General features: G+C 49.9%; 26 protein-coding genes. 16 read left to right on the forward strand and 10 right to left on the reverse strand.

Going from position 1 to position 25,989, the window contains the following annotated elements; translation table 11 throughout:
- The first annotated feature begins 18 nt into the window (after positions 1-18).
- The 11 genes from EL645_RS15470 (at position 19) to EL645_RS15520 (ending at position 11,594) form a co-directional block, all read left to right on the forward strand.
- Complete coding sequence (locus EL645_RS15470; protein ID WP_136625220.1) at positions 19-1,962, forward strand: zinc ribbon domain-containing protein; 1,944 nt, start codon at positions 19-21, stop codon at positions 1,960-1,962.
- Between the two features lie 5 nt (positions 1,963-1,967).
- A complete protein-coding gene (locus EL645_RS15475) occupies positions 1,968-2,612 on the forward strand; it encodes a PP2C family protein-serine/threonine phosphatase (RefSeq protein ID WP_246035547.1) in 645 nt (214 codons plus the stop codon).
- A gap of 94 nt (positions 2,613-2,706) precedes the next feature.
- The gene (locus EL645_RS15480) at positions 2,707-3,075 is read left to right on the forward strand and encodes an NADH-quinone oxidoreductase subunit A (protein WP_126551356.1); all 369 of its coding nucleotides are present in this window, start codon (positions 2,707-2,709) and stop codon (positions 3,073-3,075) included.
- Positions 3,066-3,818 carry an NADH-quinone oxidoreductase subunit C gene (locus EL645_RS15485; protein ID WP_126551357.1) on the forward strand — a complete coding sequence of 251 codons (753 nt, stop codon included), beginning with the start codon at positions 3,066-3,068 and terminating at the stop codon, positions 3,816-3,818. Before EL645_RS15480 ends, EL645_RS15485 begins: the two co-directional genes overlap by 10 nt.
- A gap of 31 nt (positions 3,819-3,849) precedes the next feature.
- Positions 3,850-4,152: a hypothetical protein gene (locus tag EL645_RS15490; RefSeq protein ID WP_126551358.1), complete on the forward strand. Its 303-nt coding sequence runs from the start codon at positions 3,850-3,852 to the stop codon at positions 4,150-4,152.
- Positions 4,153-4,161: 9 nt separating this feature from the next.
- Positions 4,162-5,313, forward strand: a complete 1,152-nt coding sequence (locus tag EL645_RS15495) for an NADH-quinone oxidoreductase subunit D (protein WP_126551359.1) — start codon at positions 4,162-4,164, stop codon at positions 5,311-5,313.
- A gap of 110 nt (positions 5,314-5,423) precedes the next feature.
- Positions 5,424-6,806, forward strand: a complete 1,383-nt coding sequence (locus EL645_RS15500; RefSeq protein ID WP_218031861.1) for a complex I subunit 1/NuoH family protein — start codon at positions 5,424-5,426, stop codon at positions 6,804-6,806.
- Positions 6,807-7,282: 476 nt separating this feature from the next.
- Entirely contained in the window at positions 7,283-7,795 is a 513-nt protein-coding gene (locus tag EL645_RS15505) for a flavoprotein (protein ID WP_161977386.1), read from the forward strand.
- 258 nt (positions 7,796-8,053) lie between these two features.
- Positions 8,054-9,799 (forward strand): ABC transporter ATP-binding protein, encoded by a 1,746-nt coding sequence (locus tag EL645_RS15510; RefSeq protein ID WP_126551361.1) that lies wholly within the window; start codon positions 8,054-8,056, stop codon positions 9,797-9,799.
- Complete coding sequence (locus EL645_RS15515; protein WP_126551362.1) at positions 9,796-10,473, forward strand: ABC transporter transmembrane domain-containing protein; 678 nt, start codon at positions 9,796-9,798, stop codon at positions 10,471-10,473. The genes EL645_RS15510 and EL645_RS15515 overlap by 4 nt, the downstream gene beginning before the upstream one ends.
- The gene (locus tag EL645_RS15520; RefSeq protein ID WP_126551363.1) at positions 10,419-11,594 is read left to right on the forward strand and encodes an ATP-binding cassette domain-containing protein; all 1,176 of its coding nucleotides are present in this window, start codon (positions 10,419-10,421) and stop codon (positions 11,592-11,594) included. Before EL645_RS15515 ends, EL645_RS15520 begins: the two co-directional genes overlap by 55 nt.
- Positions 11,595-11,724: 130 nt before the next feature.
- On the opposite strand, the gene EL645_RS15525 is transcribed toward EL645_RS15520, so the two are convergent.
- From EL645_RS15525 to EL645_RS40990, 4 genes are all read right to left on the reverse strand, one after another.
- Positions 11,725-12,357 (reverse strand): phosphatase PAP2 family protein, encoded by a 633-nt coding sequence (locus tag EL645_RS15525; RefSeq protein ID WP_126551364.1) that lies wholly within the window; start codon positions 12,355-12,357, stop codon positions 11,725-11,727.
- Positions 12,358-12,457: 100 nt separating this feature from the next.
- Positions 12,458-13,402 carry a glutamate racemase gene (murI, locus tag EL645_RS15530; protein ID WP_126551365.1) on the reverse strand — a complete coding sequence of 315 codons (945 nt, stop codon included), beginning with the start codon at positions 13,400-13,402 and terminating at the stop codon, positions 12,458-12,460.
- A gap of 28 nt (positions 13,403-13,430) precedes the next feature.
- Positions 13,431-15,101, reverse strand: coding sequence for an acyl-CoA mutase large subunit family protein (locus tag EL645_RS15535; protein ID WP_126551366.1), 1,671 nt, complete (start codon positions 15,099-15,101; stop codon positions 13,431-13,433).
- A gap of 59 nt (positions 15,102-15,160) precedes the next feature.
- The gene (locus tag EL645_RS40990) at positions 15,161-15,733 is read right to left on the reverse strand and encodes an acyl-CoA carboxylase biotin carboxyl carrier protein subunit (protein WP_218031862.1); all 573 of its coding nucleotides are present in this window, start codon (positions 15,731-15,733) and stop codon (positions 15,161-15,163) included.
- 328 nt (positions 15,734-16,061) lie between these two features.
- On the opposite strand from EL645_RS40990, the gene EL645_RS15545 reads away from it, so the two are divergent.
- From EL645_RS15545 to groL, 3 genes are all read left to right on the forward strand, one after another.
- Positions 16,062-16,352 carry a hypothetical protein gene (locus EL645_RS15545; protein WP_126551367.1) on the forward strand — a complete coding sequence of 97 codons (291 nt, stop codon included), beginning with the start codon at positions 16,062-16,064 and terminating at the stop codon, positions 16,350-16,352.
- A gap of 31 nt (positions 16,353-16,383) precedes the next feature.
- Complete coding sequence (groES, locus tag EL645_RS15550; protein WP_126551368.1) at positions 16,384-16,674, forward strand: co-chaperone GroES; 291 nt, start codon at positions 16,384-16,386, stop codon at positions 16,672-16,674.
- 97 nt (positions 16,675-16,771) lie between these two features.
- On the forward strand, positions 16,772-18,397 hold the full coding sequence (groL, locus tag EL645_RS15555; RefSeq protein WP_126551369.1) for a chaperonin GroEL: 1,626 nt from the start codon (positions 16,772-16,774) through the stop codon (positions 18,395-18,397).
- A 314-nt stretch (positions 18,398-18,711) separates the two neighbouring features.
- On the opposite strand, the gene EL645_RS15560 is transcribed toward groL, so the two are convergent.
- The 3 genes from EL645_RS15560 to EL645_RS15570 form a co-directional block, all read right to left on the reverse strand.
- Positions 18,712-19,611 (reverse strand): zinc ribbon domain-containing protein, encoded by a 900-nt coding sequence (locus tag EL645_RS15560; protein WP_126551370.1) that lies wholly within the window; start codon positions 19,609-19,611, stop codon positions 18,712-18,714.
- Between the two features lie 18 nt (positions 19,612-19,629).
- Entirely contained in the window at positions 19,630-19,884 is a 255-nt protein-coding gene (locus EL645_RS15565) for a hypothetical protein (protein ID WP_126551371.1), read from the reverse strand.
- A 347-nt stretch (positions 19,885-20,231) separates the two neighbouring features.
- Positions 20,232-21,614 (reverse strand): J domain-containing protein, encoded by a 1,383-nt coding sequence (locus tag EL645_RS15570; RefSeq protein ID WP_126551372.1) that lies wholly within the window; start codon positions 21,612-21,614, stop codon positions 20,232-20,234.
- A 539-nt stretch (positions 21,615-22,153) separates the two neighbouring features.
- On the opposite strand from EL645_RS15570, the gene EL645_RS15575 reads away from it, so the two are divergent.
- Positions 22,154-22,447 carry a hypothetical protein gene (locus EL645_RS15575; RefSeq protein ID WP_126551373.1) on the forward strand — a complete coding sequence of 98 codons (294 nt, stop codon included), beginning with the start codon at positions 22,154-22,156 and terminating at the stop codon, positions 22,445-22,447.
- 86 nt (positions 22,448-22,533) lie between these two features.
- Positions 22,534-22,989: a hypothetical protein gene (locus tag EL645_RS15580; RefSeq protein ID WP_126551374.1), complete on the forward strand. Its 456-nt coding sequence runs from the start codon at positions 22,534-22,536 to the stop codon at positions 22,987-22,989.
- 58 nt (positions 22,990-23,047) lie between these two features.
- Here EL645_RS15580 and EL645_RS15585 read toward each other — a convergent pair whose 3' ends face one another.
- From EL645_RS15585 to EL645_RS40995, 3 genes are all read right to left on the reverse strand, one after another.
- Positions 23,048-23,707: a DNA-3-methyladenine glycosylase family protein gene (locus EL645_RS15585; protein ID WP_161977387.1), complete on the reverse strand. Its 660-nt coding sequence runs from the start codon at positions 23,705-23,707 to the stop codon at positions 23,048-23,050.
- A 153-nt stretch (positions 23,708-23,860) separates the two neighbouring features.
- Positions 23,861-25,519 carry an efflux permease Rv1217c-related protein gene (locus EL645_RS15590; RefSeq protein ID WP_126551376.1) on the reverse strand — a complete coding sequence of 553 codons (1,659 nt, stop codon included), beginning with the start codon at positions 25,517-25,519 and terminating at the stop codon, positions 23,861-23,863.
- Between the two features lie 62 nt (positions 25,520-25,581).
- On the reverse strand, positions 25,582-25,986 hold the full coding sequence (locus EL645_RS40995) for an ATP-binding protein DrrA1-3 family domain-containing protein (protein ID WP_218031863.1): 405 nt from the start codon (positions 25,984-25,986) through the stop codon (positions 25,582-25,584).
- Positions 25,987-25,989 lie beyond the last annotated feature (3 nt).

Below are 25,989 nucleotides of genomic sequence, written 5' to 3' on the forward strand. Positions count from 1 at the left end.
CATGAAGGGAAAGTGTCAATGAGTACGCATCGTCTCAGCTCTAGGAGATACAAGAGCTTCCGACTGTTTGTTTTCCCTGTACTCGCTTGGCTCGTGATCGCCCTACAAGTGGGGCTCTCCTCCACTGCCCTGGCTGCCGCTCAACAAACTTCTGCGTCACCTCCTGCCCAGGATGTGAGTCGAGCAGGCGTTTCTGTTGTTCGCCTTCTTATGTCATATGTGGGCACTGATAATAATGGGTCTGCGGCAAACTCTAATATTATGTGTACAGGATTAGGGGTTCTGGTCAGAAGTCAACTGAAAGCTGGCAACTCCAATCTGTATGAAAACTGGGTATTGACCGATGGTACATTGGTCAATAATGAGAAAAAGGCTACCTGCTTGTCATCTGCGCCGGCGGCGACGCTGTCTCAGATCTCTATTTATACAAGCAGTCTCTATAATTCACAGCAACTCATCAAGTTTGATGCCAAAGCTAACGCTATTTCTGTACGTTGCCCTGCCGGTTCGAAACCATGTACTGATGGTCCTGTACTCTTTTCTTTTACCAGTGGAATACAGGAACCACAACCTTTCATTGATTTATCGACCAGCCAGGGAACTAGCACAAACGGTGCGGCGCAGAATCATGCACTCATCTTAGCTAAGAGCGATGCTTCGCTGGATGGTTTGCAAACTTCTACGGTGGGCTCTGACCAACCAAATAACTATGCAAATCAACTGGCCTCGTATCGTACACCAATTACCAGGTCTCTGGATAATAAAGAGCTTGAGGCCGGGACTCCGCTGGTGAACGCTGCGGGTGAACTGGTTGGTATGCGTGTTTCCCACGCCAGTACCCTGCTTTCTCTGGATACGCTTCGACCTTTTCTGGATGCAACTCTTCCAAAGGTTAGTAGCACTTCTGTTGTCAGCCCGGTATATGATAATTGGAAAAAAGGCATGGACGCTTATTATCAACAAATGCTGGATAAGGCTCAGCCAGATTTTAGAAATGCCTATGCAGCAAACAGTAATTTTCAGGCTGCACAACAATTCGCTTCAGCGGGTGCGCAAAATTCAAGAGAGGTAAGCAGGCTGATAGCTCCTACACCGGCTCCAGCCAGTGGGCTCTCTTTCCTGGGTTTGCGTTTCCCTTACTGGCAGGTTGCTGTTCTGGTTGGTATACTGCTGGTGCTAGTGGCCCTGGTGCTCTTTATGTTCTGGCGGGCACGTACAAAGCAGAGAAAACGCTTAGATGCGGAGCTGGCTGATGCCGAGCAGCGAGCAACCATTGAGGCCCAGCGCATTCGCCTGGCTGAGATGGAGGCTGCTCAAGGCAAGGGAAGTGCGAGTCAATCAGGTTCCCTCGCCGCGCAGCCAGCGATCCTTAAGACCGGACCTCTCGGGACCCCGGCCCTGCATTGTCCTCGCTGTGGTGATCTGGTAGCGCCAGAAGATAACTTCTGTACCAATTGCCAGCAGCAGCTTTTGCCTGCTGATCTTGCTGCGCTTTCACCTGAGAAGCCTGCTTTTTCTGGATCGCCCAATGGGGCACATGCCTCTGTTGTGCCTGCATCTCCATCTTCATCGTCACGCTCGATTGCGGAACAGCCCACGATTGTGCCTGCCGGCGCCATTGCGGAACAACCCACGATTGTGCCGGGTCGCTCGATTTCTGAGCAGCCGACGATCGATATCCCTGCTGGCAGTGAGTCAACTGCCCCGCTGGATCCTGAGAAGACGGTACCATATGCTATGCGACAACTGAGTGGTCGACGTCTAGGTATTGTGGTGGGCGCACGCTCAGATCCGGGTATTAAGCGTAAATATAAGCCAAACGAAGATAGCCTGTTTGCCGCCCAGGGACTGGTAAATAGCGCGCAGAAGCCGCCGATGTTTGGTTTGTTTGTGGTTGCTGATGGTATGGGGGACATGCCAATGGTGAAGATGCCAGTCGCACAGCTATTCAAGCGATTGTAAATTATCTGTTGCCGAAGATCTATGGGCAAGGATTACGTCAGGATGAGGCATATGCTCGTCTCCTGGCTGAAGGTGTGCAGGAAGCTAACCTGGCAGTGCATCAGAATAATATGCAACAAAATGGCGATATGGGCACAACCATTACGGCTACTTTAGTTGTTGATGGTATGGCTTATATTGTAAATGTCGGAGATAGTCGAACCTATCTGTATCGCCCATCTACCGGGCTACGGAAAGTAACGACAGATCATTCGGTTGTAGCAAGTCTTGTAGATGCCGGCATTATCAAGCCGGATGATATCTATACCCATCCGAAACGCAATCAGATCTATCGTAGTCTGGGTGAAAAGCCTGGGGTCGAGGTCGATTCGTTCAAGGAGGCTCTACAGCCCGGTGATAAATTATTGCTTTGCTCAGATGGCTTATGGGATATGGTACGAGATCCTAAAATTGAATCAGTGGTTAAAGCTCCTGATTCTAACCCTGCCATTGTCGGTGAGGCTTTGATCAAAGCTGCTCTTGAGGGTGGCGGAGAAGATAACGTCAGTGTGATTGTCGTGCATGTGACTGAGCCAGTCGAGACGGCTGGGATGCCTCGTATGCAATTAATTGCGAAGCCCGACTCAGTACAGATGCCCCAGTTACAGTAAAATTGTCGCTCCTTCTTCCCTGTGCTATAATCTAGACAGCATTTTCTTGACCTCCGCTCCTATTAGCGGAGGTATTTGTTGGGAGGAAAAGCTCGTGTCAACAACGGCTAATATTGGATATTTATATGCAGGTATCTTGCTGGCAGCAGGATTTGTGTTTGTGCTCGTGGCAACGACCGCAGCAAACATACTTGCTCCCCATAAAGCAACAAAAGAAAAACTGCAAACTTATGAGTCTGGCGAAACTCCCATTGGCTCCGCTTGGGTTCAATATCCACTTGGATTCTACATCTTCGCCCTGTTGTTTGTGGCCTTTGATGTGGATATCGTTTTTATCATTTCCTGGGCTATAATCTTTAAACAGTTAAGCATTTTTGGTTTCTGCGAGATCGTGTTCTTTATTGTTGTTCTCGCACTTGGATTGGTTTATGCATGGCGTAAGGGAGTAACTCGATGGATCTAGTACCACGTTCGAAAAATATTCCCAGTGCCACGACTGGATATCGTGATCAGAACGCTGCTCTTGCTCGCGATCTGGCTCCAATCGCTCAGATTACTGGTAAGCCTGTTGTGCCTCAGGTGCAGAAAGGCGATTACCTTGGTCTTGAGGTTGAGCGTGAGAATCTTGTGGCGGTCTGTCGTTTTTTACGCGATCAACTCGGTTTTGACCTGCTCAGTAGCATTTCGGGCGTCGACATGTTAGATCATTTAGAAACGCTCTACCATGTTCGTTCGACGACCCGTGATCAATTGTTGCAGTTGAAGGTACGTATCAATTCTGATGCTGTTGAAGTCGATAGCGTGGTCTCGGTCTGGCCAACGGCAAATTGGTTGGAGCGCGAGACCTATGATATGTATGGCATTCGTTTTGCTGGTCATCCTGATCTGCGCCGTATGCTGCTCGATGATGATTTTGAAGGGTACCCCCTCTTAAAGAGCTTCCACCAGGTTCCCTTAACGGTGAAACCTCGTGCCACGACACAGATTGACCCGAATATGGCCGTTTCCGGTAAGTACCAGCAGCAGAATCTTGAGCGTGTTGTACAGAAGAAATTGGGCCAGGGTATGGAGGAGCGTCTCCATCCGGGTACACCTACTTTTGGTCATGCCAATGAATCCGCTCAGACGGAAGCGAATTTGCATGAATCGTCGCAGGCAGGTGAGTCTGTGCCGGGAACCAGCCCGTCATCTAATGGAAACGCGTAGTGAAGTTGCGACCAGGACGTGAGTGAATATCATGCCAAAGTCGAAAAAACAGCAAAATATGTCTGCGGCTGCCCGCGCTAACAGGTCTATTCCAGTTACACCTGGCGCTGTGCCTGCCAGGAGGGGCGTTTCGCAGAATAGTAATGCAACAACGGGATTGGTAATGGGCGCCATTGTGGCGGTTGGGTGCTGGTTTGTAGCCTACACCTTTACCTTGCAGGAGAGCCCGAATCGTTATCTTTTTGCTGGCATGATGGCCATGATCGCGTTAATGTGGTCGATTAGCTTCTACGTTCGTTTACGGAAGTGGCAACGAAGAAGACAAACAAACTAGAGGAAGCTTATGGCTACGAACCAAGATACTGATCTTCAAGCCCAGGCTGGTATTTCAGCTGAGGGCACGAAGACGCAGGAAATGTTGCTGAACCTGGGTCCGCAGCACCCCAGTACCCACGGTGTGTTGCGTCTGATTATGACCCTGGAAGGCGAAACTATCACCGGGTGTACCCCTGTAATCGGCTACCTGCATCGTGGTCTGGAGAAAATCCTGGAAAACCGCCCCTATATGGGAGGTATTCGCTATATGGATAACTCCGACTACCTGTCTCCGATGCTGAATGAGACTGCGTATGTTGGTGCAGTCGAGCAGTTAATGGGGATTGAGGCGCCACGGCGTGCACAATATATCCGTTTGCTCACCAATGAGTTGCAGCGTATCGCTAGCCACCTGGTTGGTATCGGTACCTACGGTATGGACCTGGGTGCGTCGACTCCTATTCTGTGGGCGTTCCGCGATCGTGAAGGTATCCTTTCTATGTTTGAGGCCCTGGGTGGTAGTCGCTTTAACGTCAACTATATGCGCGTTGGCGGAGTACTGCACGATTTCCCTAAGGGCTGGCTGGATGAGTGTTCAGCTTTCCTTGATCGTTTAGAAGAGAACATGAAGGAAATGGATGCGCTGCTCAGTGGCAACGAAATCTTCATGTCCCGTACACAGGGCGTTGGTTATATCGATCCTCAGCAGGCTCTGGCCTATGGTCTGACCGGACCTATGCTGCGCGCCAGCGGCGTCAACTGGGACCTGCGTGTGAATCGTCCTTATATGGCTTATCGGGAAGTCCCTGTAAATACCTATGTGCGCCAGGAAGGCGACTGCTACGCACGTTACTATGTGCGCATGCAAGAGATTACCGAGAGCATTCGTCTCTGCCGGGTGGCGATTGATAAAATGCCTGGCGGAGCAATCAGTACCCGGACACCGATCGCTCTGCGTCCTCCTCGTGGTGAGACCTACTTTGCGGTTGAGAGTAGTAAGGGTGAACTGGGCGTCTACATGATTAGCGATGGTAGCGAATATCCATGGCGCGCCAAGCTGCGTGGACCCTCGTTTATCAATCTGCAGATTGTGCCTGAGCTGATGCGTGGCCACAAGATGAGTGACGCGATTGCTATTCTGGGTAGTACTGACATCGTACTTGGCGAGGTTGACCGGTAAATGTGTTTGTGAAGAAGCAAGCAGGATTGAGTACACCTCTCTCCTGTTCGCTACTTTACCTTTGGAGTTATTCATATGTTTGCAATGATTGTAGCCGACAGCGCTCCGTGGTGGCTGTTTTTATCACAGCTGTGGGGGGGATCATTTCCTGGCCTTTCCTGCAGTTTGTGGTCACCTTCCTGACCGTTTTCGGTTTTGTTCTGACCAGTGCTACGATCCTGGTTCTCGCCGAGCGTAAAATATTGGCCTGGATGCAGGACCGCGAAGGACCCCTTCATACTGGTCCCTGGGGTCTGTTGCAGTCGGTGGCGGACGTCGGTAAGCTGTTGCTTAAAGAAGATATCCGCGTCAAAGAGGCAGACAAGATGATGTTCTTGCTGTCACCGTCTGTCTTTATGGCACCTGTTATCGCAGCTTTTGCGGTACTGCCATTCTCACCTTATCTTCAGTTACCTGGTGGTGCTTTATCAACCGGCCTGATCTTCCTGGTAGCGATGAGCTCAATCGACGTTATCGGTGTAATTATGGCTGGTTGGGGCTCAAATAACAAATATTCGTTGATTGGTGGCCTGCGTTCGGCCGCCCAGATGATTTCGTATGAGCTGCCTCTGGTACTGGCCTTTGTTGGCGTCATTATGTTGACCAGCATCCTGGCTGGCCTGCCAGGTTTCCCTCATCAGGATACCCCTGGTGTAGGCACAATCTCTCCCTACGAGATCATGCTGTTTCAGAACGCGGCCTGGCACAATACTGGTATTCCTGTACTGGACTTCATCTTCCAGGGCTTTACTCCCTGGTCATGGTTCTTCCTCTTCCAGCCTCTGATGTTGATCATCTACTACACCTGTGGTCTGGCTGAGACGAACCGTGCTCCTTTCGACCTGCCTGAGGCTGAGTCCGAACTGGTTGCCGGTTACATGACCGAGTATAGCGGTATGCGCTGGGCTATGTTCTTCCTGGGTGAGTACGGTAATATGACCATCGCTTCGGCTGTGGCCTCCTACCTCTTCCTGGGCGGCTTTGCTGGTCCTGGTGTGGGCTGGCTGACGTCTCAGGGTTCCTTGCTGTGGGGCTTTGTTGGTAATATTCTGGCCCTGCTCTACTTTGTCTTCAAGATTTACGCCCTGTGTGGTGTCTTCATCTGGATCCGTGCTACGCTGCCACGTCTGCGTGCTGACCAGCTGATGCAGTTCGCCTGGTTGATCTTGATGCCGGTTACACTGGGCAATATCCTGGTTACCGGGTTGCTGTACTTCCTGACTGCGAGCCTGCCAACCTGGGTCTTCCTGACCGTGCTGGCGGCTGTAAACTGGGCAAGCCTCTTTGGCTTCATCTGGCTGGTTGGTCGTGTAACTACCTCGACCACACGCCGTGCTCAGGCACCCGCTATCCGTGCTCAGTTGCGTGCTAAGTCCGCGACGCCAACCCCGGCTCTGCGCGATGGTGTACCAACCCGCGTGGCCCTGCCTGCCGGTGCTGGTAGCCACGAGTAAACTCAATTATAAAAAAGCAGGTGGACCAGCTATCTCGCTGGTCCACCTGCTTTTTTATAATGCGCTAGCTTATTTGAGTTCGGGCGCATACGCGCCCGAACTGTTTTATAATATGGTGCAAAAATGGTACGAGGCACCATTTTTGCACCATATTATAAAACAATAACTTTATTTGCTCGTCTTTGGAACTCAGATAAAAAGTCATTGTGTACCGAACTAAACAAGCCAGTGAGTTGCATAATAAAAACGTATTATATACCTAATCAAAGCAAAACATGTGAAATACAATATTATAATGTATTATATAATGAAAAAAGTAAAATCATGTAAAATACAATAAAAAATATATTATACAACAGAATAAAAAATCATGTGAATTGCAATTGTGCGCAGCACAATTGCAATTCACAAAAAAAAACAGTTCGGGCGCGCATGCGCACGTACTCAAATGTGCGGTAGCGAGAAAGGAGACGATAGTGAAAAAAGCACTGGCATTAATTGTTTGTGCCGCCCTGTCGGCCAGACAGGTACAGGACTTCGTCCTGCTGGCACAACATGATAATTGGGATGTCTGGGTAATTGCCACCCCCAATGCCCGTGCTTTTATCGATCAATCGTCGCTGACACGACTCACAGACCATCCTGTGACGGTCGATACCCCTACATTGCCTTTACCTGAATTTGGGGCCGCTGTGGTGGTTCCTGCAACGTTTAACACCATTAGAAAGTGGTCACAGGGGATAGCTGATACATATGCCCTGACATTATTGTTGGAGTGGATGCGCCAGGCCTCTTTTCCTGTCCTGGTTTTTCCTCGCGCCAGTAGCGAATTAGCGCAGGACCCCGCTTTCACCCCCAGCCTGGCCCACTTGCAACAGCAGGGTGTGCTGGTCCACTATCGCCCCGATCTCTATCCCCCCAACAATAATATCCCCTGGACAGATATTTTGCAGGCATTGCGTGACGCCGATAATGGGCAAATTTCTTGATTTGCCCAAAAAGATATCCCATAATATCTACAAAGTGCTTTACAAATCTATTGTGGATCGTGTACTCTTTTATTGATGTTATTGGCATTAGAAAGGTTCGATCCCATGATCCTGCTATACTGCTAGCCACACATTTGTGTTTATCCTCACTTATTATCCTGGCCGCTGATTGCCGACCTTCGGCTTATGGCATTTGTTTGGCTGATTATAAAAGCGCGACGCTTACTTCTGTTGATCACACATAGAGGGGATACTTCTATGCCTGTTTCTTTTGCTACCTATCGACGCTTATTGATGACCTATCTTAAACCGCAATGGCTGCGTGTCTTGTTGCTGTTGTTGCTGCTAGCGGGAACTATTAGCATATCTTTGATCAATCCACAGATTTTGCGTGTCTTTGTGGATAGTGCCAGTGCTCGGGATGCTCTCTCGGGCCTGATCAATATTGCGCTCCTTTTTCTGGCTCTTTCTGTGCTGCGGCAACTTATCGCGGTTGCGGAAGCCTATGTGGCCGCCGATGTTGCCTTGATTGCTACCAACGCCTTGCGCGCGGATTTGATGCTGCATTGTTTACAATTGGATTCCACTTTTCATACTATCCACGCTCCAGGTGAATTGATTGAGCGTGTGGATGGGGATGTGAGCGCGCTTAGCAATTTTTTTTCGCGCCTGGTGATCACTATCTTTGGCAATCTCTGTTTGCTGGTTGGTGTCCTGATTCTATTGTTCCTGGTCGATTGGCGTGTTGGCCTGACCCTATCTATCTTCGCTACTAGTGCCTTCCTGCTGATCAGCCGTTTAAATGGTCTGGCCACGCCTTATTGGCAGGCTGAGCGGCAGGCCAGTGCCGAATTATTTGGTTTCCTGGAAGAACGCCTGGCGGGTACAGAAGATGTGCGCTCGAGTGGAGCGACCCTGTATATGTTACAGGGTTTAGCCAGACACTCTCGCCAGCGCCTGCAGAAGATGCGTCTGGCGATGATGGTTAACTTTTCGACCTGGGGTACGATGACCTTCATTAATGCTGCGGGCATGGCCCTTTCCCTGCTCCTTGGTGTCTATCTGTATTGGTCTGCTGCACTCAGTCCAGGGACCGTCCTATTAATTTTTCTCTATACGACCGCATTGACGACGCCTATCGAACAGATCGTCAATCAATTGCGTGACCTGCAGCAATCGGCAGGTAGTATTCAGCGCGTTCTGAATTTACTTGAGACTCCATTGACGATTGTGGATGGATCCGGTGCGAACCTGAAGGCTGGTGCTCTGGCGGTTGAATTTGACGATGTTTCTTTTAGTTATGCAGAGGATGTGCCAGTCTGGCAGCATATCCACCTGCAACTGGCTCCTGGTAATGTGCTGGGAATATTGGGACGCACTGGTAGCGGCAAAAGCACGCTGATAAAGCTTCTAGCGCGCTTGTATGATCCCACTACCGGCACAATTCGCGTGAATGATACAGATATTCGTACACTGCGGCTGAATGATTTGCACACTAGCATAGGTATGGTGACCCAGGAGGTACATATCTTGCATACCAGCGTACGTAACAATTTAACCCTGTTTGATGAATCTATTAAGGATGCCCAGATTATGGTTGCGCTGGAAATGCTGGGCCTTGAGCATTGGTATCAATCTCTTCTTGATGGACTTGATACCATATTAGCTCCCGGTGGCAGTGGACTTTCTGCGGGTGAGGCACAATTGCTGGCCTTTGCGCGGGTCTTTTTACGCGATCCGGGATTGGTGATTCTCGATGAGGCTTCATCCAGACTAGATCCAGCCACTGAACGCTTGCTTGAGCGGGCTGTTGATCGACTATTGGAGGGCCGCACCGGCATTATCATTGCTCATCGCCTCTCGACGGTGCAACGGGCAGATCACATTATGATTTTAGAGCAGGGAGCATGTTGTGAGCATGGTTTACGCCAGGAATTGGAGCGGAACCCGGAATCGCGTTTTGCACAATTGTTGCGGGTTGGATTAGAGGAGGCGTTAGCATGAAACGCAAGTCCTGGTATATCTGGCGCATGGGCAACTATCGGCCATGGCTATATCTTTTTAGTGGTCTATTTAATGGCGTTCTTTTCTACCTATTTCCCCTCATTCCAGGTTTAATAGCGCAATATATTCTGGATGGCTTAACACGCCATACGCTCACTCCATCTATCCTCTGGTGGATGATTGCTCTAATGATTGGGGTCGCGTTAGGTCGAGCTGGATGTACTTTTGTTGCCATCATTGCTGAGATCACGATGGGACAGACTATGGAAGCCTTGCTCAGGCACAATCTTTTTGCGAGTATCTTGCGGCGGCCAGGGGCACAGGCGCTTCCAGCGTCTTCGGGAGAGGCGATCAGCCGCTTGCGCAATGATACCCAGGAGATTGGAGCTTTTGTCTGCTGGCTTTTTGATCCCCTGGGGCAAATTATTGTGATGCTGATCGCGCTGGGCATTCTTTTACGCGTCTCAGTCCTGATTACTCTGGCCGTGTTTGTGCCCTTAATTGCGGTTTTGTTGATTGTAAATACCTTTCGGCGCCATGTTCAGCGCTATCGCAAGGCTACCCAGGAATCAATTGGCGATGTGACTGGATTACTGGGGATGTGTTTGGGGCGGTACAGATGCTTAAGGTATTGGGGGTTGAAAAGCACGTGGTGGCCCACTTCCGTCGATTAGGTGAGATACGTCGCCGGGCCACCCTGAAGGATACCTTACTTAGTCAGCTTATTGATTCCCTGTCTGGCAATGCGGCAGATATCGGGACTGGCCTGGTGCTGTTAGTAGCAGCCCAGGCTTTGCGCAATCAGAGTTTGACTGCTGGTGACCTGGCGCTGTTTGTTTCTTACTTAAGCTGGTTGACCCAGGTGATTCGTATGTCTGGTAGCTTTATCACCCGCTATAGTCAGGCTGGCGTATCTTTGGATCGTCTCTTTCCATTGCTGCAGGGTGCTCCTGGAGAGATACTGGTGGACCACGAGCCACTCTATCTTTCCCATGAGCCGCCGCCACTGCCATACAGCCCTAAAGAGCCTCAACATCGCTTTGAGGATCTGAGCGTCGCAAACCTGAGTTATACCTATCCTGGTAGCGAGCGGGGCATTGAAAATATTCATTTACACCTGCCGCGAGGATCGTTCACAGTCATTACTGGTCGCATCGGGGCGGGCAAGACCACCTTATTGCGGACGGTGTTGGGTCTGTTACCTGCCCAGAGCGGAGAGATTAGCTGGAATGGCCAGCTGGTGGCGGATCCGGCGGCATTTTTTGTGCCGCCGCGCTGTGGCTATACTCCCCAGGTACCGCGTTTATTCAGCCTGTCCCTCAAAGAGAACATCCTGCTTGGTCTACCTGAGGATCGGGTGGATGTAGCGGCCGCGCTGCGCAATGCAGTGCTTGAAAGCGATATCGCCACTCTGGAGCAGCAGTTGGACACCATGGTTGGGCCACGTGGCGTCAAGCTTTCAGGGGGACAGGTGCAGCGCACCGCGGCCGCGCGTATGCTGGTGCGCGATGCTGAATTGCTGGTCGTTGATGATCTTTCCAGTGCCCTGGACGTTGAGACCGAGCAATTACTCTGGTCGCGCTTTGCGCCATACCTCACGCGCCTGGCCGTTTCGCATCGTCATGCCACATTACGCGAGGCCGATCATATCATCGTCCTGAAAGATGGCAGGATTGAGGTAGAAGGTACACTGGAATATGTGCTGGAGGCCAGCGAAGAGATGCGGCGCCTCTGGCACGGCGAGCCAACGCTTGTCGGCGCTAAGCAAGAGGACAAAACAGACAATCAAAAATGATGAGGTCCAATGCACGAAAGCTCATATACAATTTCGTATGTGGTGCAAAATTGCGCCCGGGCGCAATTTTGCACCACATAAAAAAAGATGCGGGCGCGCCAGCGCACGCCCGCATGGAAGTAAGACTCTCTTAGAAACCTTGTGACTTGAGCAAGAGCCAGGATAGGCCCACGCCTACCAATGATCCCGCTATGACCTGTGCCAGTGTATGGCGGCGCAGGACCACGCGCGACCAGCTTACCAGAATAACCAGTAAGAAGGCTGGCAAGATAACGCGTCCATAGACCATGCTCAATGCTGTAACGGCAGCCGACAGGGCCGAAGCATGCATGCTGATCTTCCACCAGAAAGTAATCAACATCATGATCATGCCGCTGATCGAGACCAGTAGCAGCACCGACTCCAGATTTTTTTGTCCATTGGTTACATGCAGGATTAAGAAACCAATCAAGCTCGATGCAATACCGAACAGGAATGGGCCAACACGCTGTGAGCGCACACTTACATCGACATCAGTAAATTTACCGGTCATAACACCAAAGGTAATGTAACCCATGGGACCAACGCAAAGAAAGAAAATAGTAATGATAGCTGAAAGGAGTGGATTCTGATCGTTGGTTGAAAAGGCCATCAATAAAATAAAGGGCAAGGCTACTACAGCGGGCGAGAGGATCGTTGACACGAGGCGTGCACCTTGAATGTGCAGCGGTCTCGTGATAGTCGCAGTATCATCGCTTTCTTGTATTGCCATATTCTCAAGCATTGTGGGTCTCTCCTTAAGTTCCTTGATAGGTATCAATGCACCCGTCTATATAAACGCATCCAGAACATAAAATTCCATATGCTCCTTAACGCCTGGATCATTAAAAGGTATACTGACTGGCCTGAACTGGATAACCCAGGACCGCACTGGCAACCCTGCTGAACTCCTGCGCTTCACCGCTACACCAGATAGACATAGTTCCTCCCTGCCCATCAACAGAGTGTGCCAGTCTTTCTGTGTCCAGGATCGCATGGGTGCGACGCGCGATGGCGGTCCCACTATCAATAACCTGCACCTGTTTCCCGACTACCTGTTCGATCGCCGGCCTCAAGGCAGGGAAGTGCGTACATCCAAGCACGATTACATCGACCTCTTTCTCGGTCAAGGGCAGCAATGCATGGCGCAGGGTCTCATTCACCACCGGACCATCCAATTCACCATGTTCGACCAGAGTAACCAATTCAGGGCACCCAACGGCATAGACTTGAATATCGGACGCGAAATCATCAATCAGGTGGCGTAGATAGGCCGCCTTGATGGTCTGGTTAGTGGCTGCGATGCCGATGCGGCCGCGGCGCGTGGCACGTGCAGCTGGTTTTACAGCGGGGACAACACCAATGAAAGGGATCGAATAAGTGGCACGAAGTACGCTTAAAGCAGCTTGCGAGGCGGTATTACAGGCGACGACAATCAGTTTCACACCCTGATCGATCAAAAAACGGCTGGCCCGTAAGGATAATTCGATAATTTCATCTTCGCTGCGTGTCCCATAAGGACAATTAGCGGTGTCTCCAAAGTAAATGAAGTGTTCATCAGGGAGTTCTTTGCGCAAGGCGGCCAAAATGGTGAGACCACCTGCGCCTGAGTCGAAGACCCCAATAGGTGCGCGCGCTACATTACTTAATTTGCTTTGATCCTGCCCCTTTTGAGCGTTGCGTGGATCATTGCGGTGATAATCGTGGGCTATATGTTCACTCCGCTCGGAATCGCGAGCAGGATACACTTCGTGTTGTCCTGCCGCGCTTTCTAAACTCCTGATTTTCATAATATATCTTTATTATACTCTACAATTACTACTCTGCTAGACTACGAAACTCGTGTTGTTCACCAAAGATTTGTCGCATCGTATCACTGATCTCACCCAGTGTCGCATAAGCTTCAACCGCAGCGATAATGGCCGGCATCAGATTATCACTACCTGTGGCGGCTCGCTGCAGTGCCTGTAACTTCTGGCTGACCAGTTCATTGTCACGTCTCTGTCGCAACGCGGCTAGCTTCTCTGCCTGACGCGCGCCTATCTGAGGATCGACCTTGTGACTGCTGGTATGGGCTGGCTCTGCTTGCTTAAAGCGGTTGACGCCGACGACAACTGTTTGCTCTTTCTCCAGTGAGAGCTGATACTCATAGGCCGCTTCCTCAATCTGGGACTGCATATAGCCGTTCTCGATGGCGCGTACGCTCCCACCGAGGTCGTCGATTTGCTGGATATATGCCCAGGCTCGCTGCTCTAACTCATTTGTCAGGGCTTCAACATAGTATGAGCCTGCCAGCGGATCAACAACGTCAGCTACTCCGGTTTCGTAGCCAAGGACCTGCTGGGTACGCAGGGCCAGGCGTGCTGTCTCTTCGGTCGGAAGAGATAGCGCCTCATCTTTAGAGTTGGTATGCAATGATTGGGTGCCGCCCAGCACTGCTGCCAGTGCCTGGTAGGCTGTGCGCACAATATTATTATCTGGCTGCTGGGCTGTCAGCGTCGAGCCAGCAGTCTGCGTATGGAAGCGTAGCATCATGGAACGCGGATCTTGCGCATGGAAGCGCTCACGCATGATATGGGCCCACATACGTCTGGCGGCTCGAAACTTGGCTACCTCTTCAAACAGGTTATTATGGCTGTTGAAAAAGAAAGAGAGCTGACCGGCAAAGGTATCTACATTGAGACCCGCGTCCAGGGCCGCCTGTACATAGGCGATGGCATTTGACAGGGTGAATGCGATCTCCTGGGCTGCTGTAGAGCCAGCTTCACGCATGTGATAGCCACTAATGCTAATCGTGTTCCATTGCGGTAATTCTTCGGCGCAATAGCTAAAAATATCGGTAATGATGCGCATTGAGTGGCGTGGAGGATAAATATAGGTACCACGCGCGGTATACTCTTTGAGCAGATCATTTTGGATCGTGCCTGAGAGCTTGCGCGGATCGGCTCCCTGCTTTTTAGCGACCGCAATATACAGAGCCAGCAGTATACTGGCTGTGGCATTGATCGTCATTGATGTGCTAATGCGTTCGAGTGGCAGGCCATGGAGCAACGTTTCCATATCTTCCAGACTTGAAATAGATACCCCTACTTTGCCCACTTCTCCCTCAGAAAAAGGATGATCTGCGTCATAGCCCATCTGGGTTGGTAGATCAAAAGCTACTGACAGACCGGTAGTTCCTTGAGATAAGAGGTAGTGGTAACGCTGATTAGACTCCTCAGCGCTAGCGAAGCCAGCGTATTGGCGCATCGTCCAGAGCCTGGAGCGATACATGCCGGGGCGTACGCCACGTGTGAATGGAAACTCTCCTGGATATCCCAGTTGCGTCTGGGCATCCCAGTTGGTGAGGTCTTCTTCGTTGGGCAGATCCGGAATCTCAATGTCCGAACTTGTCACAAATTTCTCTTTCCGCGTGGTGGACTTTTCGCCCACCTTGCGTGCTGTTGTATTGCGCCACTCGCTGGCACTTTTACTCACATGTATATCCATAGACGCCCGTGCTCCTCCTATGAATGCCAAGAAAATTATAACATAAGACGAAAATTGAACTAAGCAGGCTGCTCAGCTTCAATAATGACCAGCAACTGGCCCTGATCCACCGTCTGTCCTTTATTGACTTTGAGCTCTTTCACGGTTCCTGTAATTGGAGATGGCAGATCATTTTCCATTTTCATGGCTTCTAGCACAATCACGGTTTGTCCAGCGTTGACTGTGTCACCTGGCTGTACCAGCGTATTGACTACTAGCCCGGGCATAGGAGCTTGTATCCTGGCTGCACTGCTCTGTGCACCCGCGCGTGCCATACCTTCCAGCAGCCGTGTGCGTTCGTCTTCAACGGTCACCAGAAAGTACTGTCCCGCTAACTGAATTTCGTAGGTCTGGCTGCTCTTTTCCTCTTCTTGCACAACACGACGGACAAAGACTTCATAGGATTTGCCCGCAATGAGCAAACTATAGTGTCCACCTTCGGGCTGTTTCCCCTTCTCATCGGTGGCTAGCTTTGCAATGCGTTGCCAATCGAGTATATGAGATACCCCATCCAGCGTCACCGCTGTCTGGGCACCTTGCGGCTGGGTCGTAATCGTATAATTCTGATTTTTTATGGATGCAATATATGGCATGGCGTTTTACCTTCTACTTTGAAAGTCATCTCTTAACAGATGTACACGAGGTCATTGTATCATGTCTATTAGGAGTAGGCGAGACAGGAATATTTCGGGAAAACTGGCACTGATTCTAACATTCCTCTAACACTTTTCCTATGCGCTTCTAACACTTGTCGTGGCATACTCTTACGCAGAGAAAAGAATAACGCAGCATCTTGGATATTTATAAGGGGTGAGTGCGAGGAGTTACATGGTGTAGGAGACGCCTGGTATCGGCCTCTGATTTGAGGCGATGCTCCCTTTAAAACGGCGTTGTATGGGAAGCTACAGCGAAGGTAATACCATGAAGAGACAAGAGGATTTTAACGATCCCTATAATAAAGACAGTACGCACGAACAGAGCGAATCTGCTCAAGCGGTTTCGGCACATGTGCAGAAGCCGCTACGTTGTGCGAACTGTGATATTGAGATTCTCTGGTCTCCGACTGTGCAACGTGGACAGACTTACTGTTGTACTGGCTGTGCGGCTGGTGGACCCTGTTGTTGTGACTATTCGCAATATCGCTCTATTAATATCTCAGGTGTAATTCATTATGGCCCAGACGAAGAGGCACTGAATAAGTCTTCTGACTGATAAGCTTCATTGATGAAAGGAAGTGTAAACCGTGGCTAAAATTCGTCCAGTTGGAGATCGCGTGGTAGTAAAACCCGCGGCAAAAGAAGAAGTAACTAAAAGCGGCATCGTTATCCCTGACACTGCTAAAGAGAAGCCCCAGGAGGGGGTTGTCATTGCTGTTGGCAATGGCCGTTTGTTGGATAATGGCGATCGCGCAACCATAGATGTCCATGAGGGTGATCGTGTGCTGTTCGCGAAATATGGCGGCACCGAGTTCAAACTGGAAGGCGAAGAGTACCTGGTACTCAAAGAGAACGATATTCTTGCAATTGTTGGCTAGTAATTCCTGCATTGGACTGTATGAACAGGCTGCTTGCTTATATGTTCATCGTCTGAATGTGTGAGGAATAGAATAGTGTAGGGGAAGGAATTCACTCATGGCAAAACAGCTCGTATTTGACGAAGAGGCTCGCCGGTCCCTTAAAAAGGGCATTGATATTCTCGCCGGTGCTGTAAAAACCACCCTGGGTCCTAAGGGCCGTAACGTTGCTCTGGATAAAAAGTTTGGTGCTCCCAACGTTACCCATGATGGCGTGACCGTTGCGAAAGAGATTCAGCTGGAAGATCCATTTGAGAACATGGGCGCTCAGTTGTTGAAAGAGGCTGCCACCCGCACGAACGACGTAGCTGGTGATGGCACGACAACCGCGACTGTTCTGGCTCAGGCTATCGTTAACGAAGGTTTGAAGAACCTGGCCGCTGGCGCCAATCCTATGCAGTTGAAGCTGGGTATCGACAAAGGTACCGAGGCAGTCGTTGCTTATATTCGCCAGCTGGCTGTGCCGGTCGAAGGTAAGAAAGAGATTGCTCAGATTGCTTCTATCTCTGCCGCTGATGAGCAGATCGGTGAGTTGATCGCTGAAGTGATGGACAAAGTCGGTAAAGATGGCGTTATCACTGTTGAAGAGTCTCGCGGTATCAACTTTGAGACCGAGTATGTCGAAGGTATGCAGATCGACAAAGGCTATATTTCTCCTTATTTTGTAACGAATGCGGAGAAGATGGAAGCTACCCTCGAGAATCCTTACATCTTGATCACCGATAAGAAGATCAGTGCTATTCAGGATATCCTGCCTCTTATTGAGAAGATTGTTCAGCAGGGTCGCCGTGAAATTGTGATCATTGCTGAGGATGTTGATGGCGAGGCTCTGGCTACCCTGGTTGTCAACAAACTGCGCGGTATCCTCAATGTCCTGGCTGTCAAAGCTCCTGGCTTTGGTGATCGCCGTAAAGAGATGTTGCGCGACATTGCCGTTCTGACCGGTGGTGAAGTGATCAGCGAAGAGATGGGCCGTCGCCTGGATAGCGCAACCCTTGAGGATCTGGGTTCTGCCCGTATGGTTACCTCCCATAAAGAAGATACCACTATCATTGAGGGCCATGGACGTCCTGAGGAGATTCAGGCTCGCATTCGCCAGATCAAAGCTCAGATTGATGAGACTACCAGCGATTACGATCGTGAGAAGCTGCAGGAGCGCCTGGCCAAGCTGTCCGGTGGTGTTGCTGTAATCAAAGTTGGTGCTGGTACCGAGGTTGAGCTGAAGTATCGCCAGACCCGTGTTGAGGATGCACTGTCCGCTACCCGCGCCGGTGTTGAAGAGGGCATGGTCCCTGGTGGTGGTGTTGCTCTCCTGACTGCTATGGAGGCTCTGAATAATCTGAACCTGCAGGGTGATGCCGCAACCGGTGTTAATATCCTGCGCCGCGCTCTCGAAGAGCCCATCCGCCAGCTGGCTTCCAATGGTGGCCGTGACGGTTCAGTCGTCGTTGAAGGTATCCTGCGTGCCCAGCGTGAGCAGAACAACAAACACATTGGTTACAACGTTCTGACCGATACCTATGGCGATATGTTCGAGTATGGTATTGCTGACCCTGCTAAAGTGACCCGTTCGGCACTGCAGAATGCTGCCAGCATCGGTGCCATGATCCTGACAACTGAGGCTCTGATCACTGATCTGCCAGAGAAGAATCAACCAGCTGCTCCAGCTGTCCCTGAATACTAATTCTCATCGAGCAACCCCAACAAAAAGGATGCCCCCCATGGATATGTCCATGGGGGGCATCCTTTTTGTTATTTGCTGCTGAAAGTATACGTGCGCTGACGCGCCCGCACTTTTTATATAGTGTGGTGTGGGAAATGCGCCCCTGCGCATTTCCCACACCACACTATATAAAAAGGAAATTGTGAGCTGAAGGCTGTGAGGGTGCATAATCTTTTTTATTATAGTGGGGTGGTGGTAGAACGCGTGCCTGGCACGCGTTCTACCACCACCCCACTATAATAAAAAAGTGCGGGCGCGTAGCGCACGCACACATATTAAGAAAGAAACTTCACAGAATTCAGCATCGGCGTCAGATATTTTTGTAGCGCCTCTTGATAAATAGTATCTGGCACTAAAAAGTAGATCACATAATAACTCTTGCTATGCTTATCGGCAATCGTCGTAAAGTGAATCTTTGTATTCTGCCCATCTAGCAAAGTAGCATCCTTCTGAGACCATTGTTCCCCGGCAATTTTGGGATTGGCGTTAGCGGCCTGCACCGTCTGAATCTCGTGGCTGCCCTGTATCTGCTGCAGACTTTGTACCGTTGTCTGATTTAATTCATCGACTCCACTGATCGAGCTTGTTACCGCACTGGATAGGTGATTGATGACAAAGGAGATGCCGACCTGGTCCTGGGAGATGGCTAGCGATGTTGCGGAGGTCGATTGCTGGGGAGCACCAACCGTCCAGTCAGATGGATATTTTATTGACATATTCAGGTTAGAATCTTTGGCCGTTTTGAATGAGCTCGGGTTGGGTAATGTATTGGTGTTGCCTTTGGGCTGGGGAGCCGCGGCGCTCGATGATTGATTGGTGTTGCTACTGGGTTTGGCGGCCTGGCTGGTTAATTGACCGTTGCTGTATAGTGAGGCAAAAGTTACAAGGGCAGCAATAAGAGGAGCTACTACAAGGACTGCGATCACTCCGATGACATTGCCAGTTTTGCGGCCTGCTTTGGGGGTTGCGTTTTTAGCGGTCAGTGGAGAGGTTGATGATGCGACCTGGCCATCTATAACATTGGGAAGCTGTTGTGGGACGCTGGTTGGCCACGGTGGAGTGCCCGGCGGTAAATACGAGAAGTTCGATGCGCGACTCGTATATGTACTGGTTCCACAGCGTGGGCAGAAGGTAGTTGTGTCGGGAAGCTCGGCTGAGCACTGAGAACATTTCATATGTCACGCTCCCTGTTTTTATGGTGCCTTTATTAAATGACAATCAAAGCGTACAACTCCACTCTGGCGCTCGGTTACGACTTTTAATACCTCTAGCTTAATAGGTTCCCCAATAGCGATGGGAATATCTGTTTCGTCCAGTACACGACACTCGAAATGGCGATCAGGGTCCGTTTTGTCGGCGATGACGCAACGTACATAATTATGTTCTTCGCCTTGAAAGATGGTGTGTAGTCCTGGTTCTTTTGTAAGTAGTGTGCCTTCCCTAATCACGTTTCAAACTCCTCTGAACGAGATAGTTATCCTGTAGTGGGTCAACATAAAAATAGGGATATGATTACTAGTATTAGTAACAACCAGGCAATTGTCAACCTCTTTAACTATAATTATTGAATAGAATGGGAGAATTTGCAACTATTTGATACACGCTGGTTCTTTTACACACTTTTGGTGCGCCCGGTCATTCTATTATCGAGTCAGTGCAGGCTGGCCCTCACATAGTATTAGTGAGGGTTCAATGTTATTGTATCGACACGTTGTTAGGATTTATCGAATTTAGCGAATTCTATAACCTTGCGCATTTGGTAAGAAAATCAAATACCCTTTAGTCTTGTTTTTGTTCATTGCCAGAGTTGAATTGTGCCATCCGTGAGCGCGACAATAAGTTGATTCTCGGCAAAATTGAGTGCACTAATCTGCCAGGGATGGTAAAGTTTCTGCACAATCTGACCGGTTGCAATTGACCATAAGTCGATGACGCCTTCGTTTACCTCGCTATCTTCGCGTGCGACGGCCAACCAGGCGGCATCGGGCGAAATGGCCAGGCGCGCGCTACTCCCCATGGCTCCACTGGCGAATTCACTATAGGTGCCATTATCTATATCGCATAATCGAAGCTTATTTCCTTCATAAACAAAGGCCAGCCATGCTGCGTCTGGTGTCGTAATGTAGGGAGGTGTACAATCCTCGCAGCGCCCCATTAGAATAGAGGACTCGATATGAGGACCTTTGCTGCCCAACCTGCTTCGATTGAAGAGATTCCAACGGCGAATAATCGCCATCTGTTGCTGTTCCTGAGGAATCTGGGCGCAGGAGAGGGTGACCAACTTGCGTGTATCCTGAGATAGCGCGCGCATGCGGATGGCCCAGAAATTTCTTTTATCGGTTGCTTCTTCGACGCAAACAAGCGGATCAAAGAAGGTGTTGTTGGGCGCACCCAGTTCATGACTGAGAATATCAGTACTGCGTACGCCCTGTGAGCGGGGCGCGCGACTATCCTCGTTGAGATAAGGGAGGGACAGGCGTGCGATACGCTTGCCATCGGTTGTTACTTGCAGGCTGATATCCAGTGAATAATGGGCTGAGACGGCTCGCTCTGTTAGAGGATAGCTCCAGAGCCGATTGCCTGTATAGGCATCCCAAACATGTAGCCCCAGGCGATTCCAGCCTGCTAGCAGCGAGCCAGCCTGTGAAAAACGTAGCTCGCGTAGCGCTTCAATTGTGAGGTTGGGATCGCTGGTAAATCTGGCCGACTCTTCAACTTTGTCCTGTGTGATCTGCCAGATTGTGCCTGCCCCATCCAGTGAGCCAGCCGCTAGCTGGATGCCATGGACTGTACGCCTGCTATGCAGTGCCGAGGTGATGCCATGGCTGGTCTTAATGATGGGGCCAGCATGGAGTGGCCCTCGCGTGCTGAAGGTATGCAGGCCAGAAAATTCCACATCCTCAGGATTATCTGGTATATGAGGACGTGAACGTGGGCGTGTATACTTTTTGCGCAGATCTACCACACCACCAAGAATGACATCATACTGCTCACGTTTCTCCTCATCCCCAAGCACCGCATAAGCCCGATTGATGCGCTTCATCTCGAGCGCTCCCTCCGGGCCGGCCAGGTCAGGATGGAAACGGCGCGCTAATTGCCGATATGCATGCTTGATTGTATCATTATCCGCATCAATAGGGACGCCTAAAATGGCATAATAGTTCTCTGGTGTATCCATATTTCTTTATCGTATCATAGCCAGGCCTCTGGCCGCATCATTTTTCAGGTTGAGCCGACCAGAAATTACAACAATAAATCTTTTCTCTCCGATTCTACCATATTTCTTGCCGTGCGCTTATCAATGGCCTGGCAAGAGGTGCTGAAAAACCACCCGACAGATGTGTTTATTCCTCTATGCTGTTAGTCGCGTTTAGCCTTGCCAGTGCAATAAAATCTACAAATACGTTATTCGTGATCTTTAACCCCATTATTTTTCAGGCAAGGAAGCTATTATTATAAACATACAAATAATTATTTACTAAGCTATGAATAGCAGGCAAAAGGTACCTTTTATGCATTTAACATTGGCAGGTAAAATGGTCTATATATTTACAATTGTGAAGAATTCCATTGTCATATGTAGTCAAAAATATTATACTCAATAAGAATTATATGTTAGTGGAAGATTTTATCTCTATTGGAAGAGTTTTCAGAGAAAATACTTCCTGGCACTCATAATATTTAAACTGATGTAACTTGATTGAAAGGATTTGCCTTATGGGTGAAAAAATGATGTTTTCTGCTGATGGGATGCGTAGTGTAGCCAGTCAGATGCTGACAGATGCACATACCGCTATTCATGACCATGATAGTGCCTGGCGCCAGCTGGATAATCATCTACAGTCCTACCCAGACATTCTTCAAGGCCTGTTACGCAGCATCATTGAGCCACATCAACAACATATGCGAGCAACCTATGACTGGCAGATCGCTTTTGCCAATGCCTTAAAGTCCAGTGCCGATCAACTGGAACTTGCTGATCAGGAAGTAGCCAATGAGTTCAGGCTCTGACTATCTGTTTACTCTCCATACTGACGCGATATAGAAGTTTGATATTCTTTATTATTAAGAACTAGAAGATAGGCAAGGAATGCCCTATGAGTGCATATGACATTATTATGGGTTGGATCTCTCCCCTGATAGATCCAATGCAAGGCTTTTCAGCCCATGCGCAGAATATGAACTCAGTTCATAGCACTGCCGTACAGCAATTTAACTCCAATGCGCAGGGACTGCAAACAAATACTATTGCCTCGGGTCAATTCGCTGATGCTATAACCAATAGCGCAACAGATTTTTCCAATATTGTTTATTCCTTATCCGCAATGGGTGACGCCGCCAATAAGCTGGAGAGCATTACTGAAGAATTTACCACCACCGTCTCCAGGATATTAGGCGCGGCAGAGAGGGCGTCGGCAGCGTTAGAGGGTGAAGCAGGACTGACGGAAGTTACGGCCGATGTTGATATCGCGGCCGTGGCCGAAGCTGGCGCGAACCCTATTGCGGACATCGCCGCTCGCGGTTGCGCAACATCTCGGCTTCACTGTGGCTGAACCCGTTGCCGAGGATATATCCGTTGTGGTCGCGGATAGCGACTCAAAACAGCCATAACTAAAGAGAGACGATGCGTGTGCGTGGGCGTTCGTTCTTGACGGCGACGCGGCGGATGCCCCACATATACCAGGTGGCGAAGGTACGATAGGGACGCCATAGCTCTCCACGTTCGGTCGCTTCTTGTTTAGTCGGCCGTTCCTCTAGCTGATAGGCAAAGCGTATGCCTTCGAGGAAACCCAGATCATCTACTGGTAACACATCAGGCCTCATGAGCACAAATATAAGGCACATTTCGGCGGTCCAGCGTCCTATGCCTTTGACTGCGGTCAGTTGACGTATTATCTCTTCATCGTCAAGTTCAAATAGCTGCTCTAGCTGTAGCTGGCCGCTGGTAACGTGCTCAACCAGGTTAAGAATATAGCGGGCTTTCGGTGTAGAGAGTCCGAGCATGCGCAATTGATCAAAGTCAAAGGGAAGAAGATTTTCAGGCGTTACTTTGCCGTCAGGCATGGCCGCACACACCCGAGCCATGATCGCATCGGCTGCTTTAACTGAAATTTGTTGTGAAATGATGGCGTCAACCAGGGCATTGAAGATATCTGGATCAGGTTGCAATGTGCATGGTCCAACGCGCTCAATGACACCTTTCATAATCGGGTCGATCTGGCTTAAATAAGTCGTGGCGGCTGCGATGACATCAGTAGATGAGGTTTGCATTGATCTCACAATTCCTTCTTCCATTTTGCTTTACATGAACCTGTGCTGGTAGTATAGAGATAATAAGAACATTTGTCCAGTAGTAGTGTATAGATTTATGATGATCGCGCGGACGGTCATCATAAATCTATACACTCATCTTTTATGCTTTATTTAGTTTCCACGGTCGATATCCACTCTCTTAAATTGGAAGAGGGCCAATAGTAACAGGACGATGGCTACTCCTAGCATGACCAGGTTTGGCCCCCATTTCCAGCCGTCCAGGATGGGGGTGCCGTAGGCATGGAAGATGGAGAGCGACATCAGCCAGTCCGGGGTGTTGAGCACTGAGCGTAAGAATTCCGTCAGGTAGGCCCAGGCGAGGTAGAGCGCGATCACGGTCAGGATGGCACTGGAGCGCAAGCGGACCGCGCAGGCATAGACTCCTGTGACGATGATCAGTTCAAGTGGCCATATCCCAAAAGCGGCTGCAGCGATTTTTCCTGCATCGACCCGAATGTTGATGAGCTGGGCACTTACGAGTGTGCTTAGCCAGATCAAAATGACTGTCAGCAGCGAGGTCAGTAGCACGACCGTAATGTGTTCGCCCAGGACGCGTAGGCGTGCTTGTGGGGTGCTAAGGATCAGTTCCAGGCGACCGTTATCGAGGTCCTTTGCCCACTGCAATGCCAGTGTAAAGACGAAGATGACCGTCAGCAAGGGTACAAAACTAAAGACCGCATAACCGATAAAGCCTGAGTTGGTCACCACATTTTGTCCATTGAAGATCTGGCTTAAAGTCGGGCTTTTAGAGACCAAGTCTTTCATGATGCCCAGAAAGCTCGGTGTTAGTGAGATCATCCAGGCGATATATAAGATGAGGCTGATCAGCCAGGTGCTGATGGAGATAGCCAGAGCCGTCAATGTGCGTAGACCAACTGAGCGTAGTGAGCTGTCATGCCAGGCTTTGGCCAGAACCTCGGAGCTGCTTTGAGCTGAGTTTTTTGTGCCGATATGCAGGTTTAAGCGCTGGAAGATACTGGCCCCTAAGTCACGCTGCATAAAGAGCCAGGCGCTGAGGGTGCACAGCAATAGACTGATGATCAGCAGGAGCAAGGCCGCTAAGGGATGGTTATCGTAGGTATTTATCAGTGGCTTATTAATACTGTAATAGTAGTTGGGCGAGAGATATTGCATCCACTCCCCGTGTTGGACAATGCGGCCAGTGCTGTCCAATAGTGTAAAAAGTGCCAGCAGGCCTATGGTCCAGCTAGTAGCGACTTTGCGACCTGGGAATAACTGGGAGAACAATAATGCCAGGGAGGCGTAAAAGAAAGCCAGCAGGCTGACATTTAAGCCTGCTAATAGGGCTCTGCCAGCATCAAAATCTAATTTAGCGCTGGCCAGCCCGGCGATGGCCCCTGATCCGATTAGCACACCGATGATCACCAGGGCTAGAACCAGGGCATATAATTTTTCTAGTAGCAGGCGCAGGCGTGATGTAGAGGTGGCCAGAAGCAATTCTAGCGCGGTGCGTTCCTCTTCACCTTGTATCAGGTTGGTACCAGCCATGATGGCCCAGATACTGAGCATAACTGGAATAACCAGGTCCAGGCTACGCCAGGTAGCAAAACCTGTTGCCGTGTTCAAAGCAATCGGATCACCAATAAAACGAAAGGTCTGGGCCAATTGATTCATACTATCGGCCATCTGGGAGGCGGTAGAGCCAAAGGTGGCTAGCGTGGCCAGCAAAATGAAAGCCAACCCGATGCCCCAGCTTAAAAGTGGTGTGCGATATGCACGGAGCGTTTTGCTCCAAACTGTGCGAAACATATTTTTTATACTCCACGGTGGCTTGAACTAAGCGTATCTAAGCCTGTCCGCTTATGCTCGCTTTAACGGGCGACAGCATCAGAAAGTGTTTCTGTCTGATAAAAACGTAAGAAAATCTCTTCCAGGCTCGGCTCATGGGTTGTCAGCGAGAGCGCATGATGTTGTGCCGCTGTTTGAATAACTGCCTGTTGGTCTCCCTGTACAGTAATCAAAAGAGCAGTGCCATTTTGTGCGTGCTGCACGTTCACGATGCCTGGTAAGCCATTGAACCAATCAGGCGCTGGCTCTTGCGCAAAATGAATCAGGATGTTGCTCTGCTTTAAATCTTTGAGCGTGTTGACCTCGCTGACGCGCACTAATTCGCCTTCTCGAATGATGCCTACACGCGTACAGGTATGTTCTACCTCGGGCAGGATATGTGATGAGAGAAAGACGGTACGGCCGGCCGCACGTGTCTCATCAACCATCTT

Origin of the sequence: Dictyobacter kobayashii, assembly GCF_003967555.1 — a bacterium.
Lineage (GTDB): Bacteria > Chloroflexota > Ktedonobacteria > Ktedonobacterales > Ktedonobacteraceae > Dictyobacter > Dictyobacter kobayashii.

Excerpts from the sequence above, each read along its gene's own strand:
- groL (WP_126551369.1), top strand. The coding sequence starts at position 16,772 with ATGGCAAAACAGCTCGTATTTGACGAAGAGGCTCGCCGGTCCCTTAAA.
- EL645_RS15535 (WP_126551366.1), bottom strand. The coding sequence starts at position 15,101 with ATGGATATACATGTGAGTAAAAGTGCCAGCGAGTGGCGCAATACAACA.
- EL645_RS15495 (WP_126551359.1), top strand. The coding sequence starts at position 4,162 with ATGGCTACGAACCAAGATACTGATCTTCAAGCCCAGGCTGGTATTTCA.
- EL645_RS40995 (WP_218031863.1), bottom strand. The coding sequence starts at position 25,986 with ATGGTTGATGAGACACGTGCGGCCGGCCGTACCGTCTTTCTCTCATCA.
- EL645_RS15580 (WP_126551374.1), top strand. The coding sequence starts at position 22,534 with ATGAGTGCATATGACATTATTATGGGTTGGATCTCTCCCCTGATAGAT.
- EL645_RS15515 (WP_126551362.1), top strand. The coding sequence starts at position 9,796 with ATGAAACGCAAGTCCTGGTATATCTGGCGCATGGGCAACTATCGGCCA.
- EL645_RS15470 (WP_136625220.1), top strand. The coding sequence starts at position 19 with ATGAGTACGCATCGTCTCAGCTCTAGGAGATACAAGAGCTTCCGACTG.
- EL645_RS40990 (WP_218031862.1), bottom strand. The coding sequence starts at position 15,733 with ATGCCATATATTGCATCCATAAAAAATCAGAATTATACGATTACGACC.
- EL645_RS15560 (WP_126551370.1), bottom strand. The coding sequence starts at position 19,611 with ATGAAATGTTCTCAGTGCTCAGCCGAGCTTCCCGACACAACTACCTTC.
- EL645_RS15585 (WP_161977387.1), bottom strand. The coding sequence starts at position 23,707 with ATGCAAACCTCATCTACTGATGTCATCGCAGCCGCCACGACTTATTTA.
- EL645_RS15490 (WP_126551358.1), top strand. The coding sequence starts at position 3,850 with ATGCCAAAGTCGAAAAAACAGCAAAATATGTCTGCGGCTGCCCGCGCT.
- EL645_RS15510 (WP_126551361.1), top strand. The coding sequence starts at position 8,054 with ATGCCTGTTTCTTTTGCTACCTATCGACGCTTATTGATGACCTATCTT.
- EL645_RS15485 (WP_126551357.1), top strand. The coding sequence starts at position 3,066 with ATGGATCTAGTACCACGTTCGAAAAATATTCCCAGTGCCACGACTGGA.
- murI (WP_126551365.1), bottom strand. The coding sequence starts at position 13,402 with ATGAAAATCAGGAGTTTAGAAAGCGCGGCAGGACAACACGAAGTGTAT.
- EL645_RS15525 (WP_126551364.1), bottom strand. The coding sequence starts at position 12,357 with ATGCTTGAGAATATGGCAATACAAGAAAGCGATGATACTGCGACTATC.
- EL645_RS15590 (WP_126551376.1), bottom strand. The coding sequence starts at position 25,519 with ATGTTTCGCACAGTTTGGAGCAAAACGCTCCGTGCATATCGCACACCA.
- EL645_RS15520 (WP_126551363.1), top strand. The coding sequence starts at position 10,419 with ATGCTTAAGGTATTGGGGGTTGAAAAGCACGTGGTGGCCCACTTCCGT.
- EL645_RS15575 (WP_126551373.1), top strand. The coding sequence starts at position 22,154 with ATGGGTGAAAAAATGATGTTTTCTGCTGATGGGATGCGTAGTGTAGCC.
- EL645_RS15570 (WP_126551372.1), bottom strand. The coding sequence starts at position 21,614 with ATGGATACACCAGAGAACTATTATGCCATTTTAGGCGTCCCTATTGAT.
- EL645_RS15545 (WP_126551367.1), top strand. The coding sequence starts at position 16,062 with ATGAAGAGACAAGAGGATTTTAACGATCCCTATAATAAAGACAGTACG.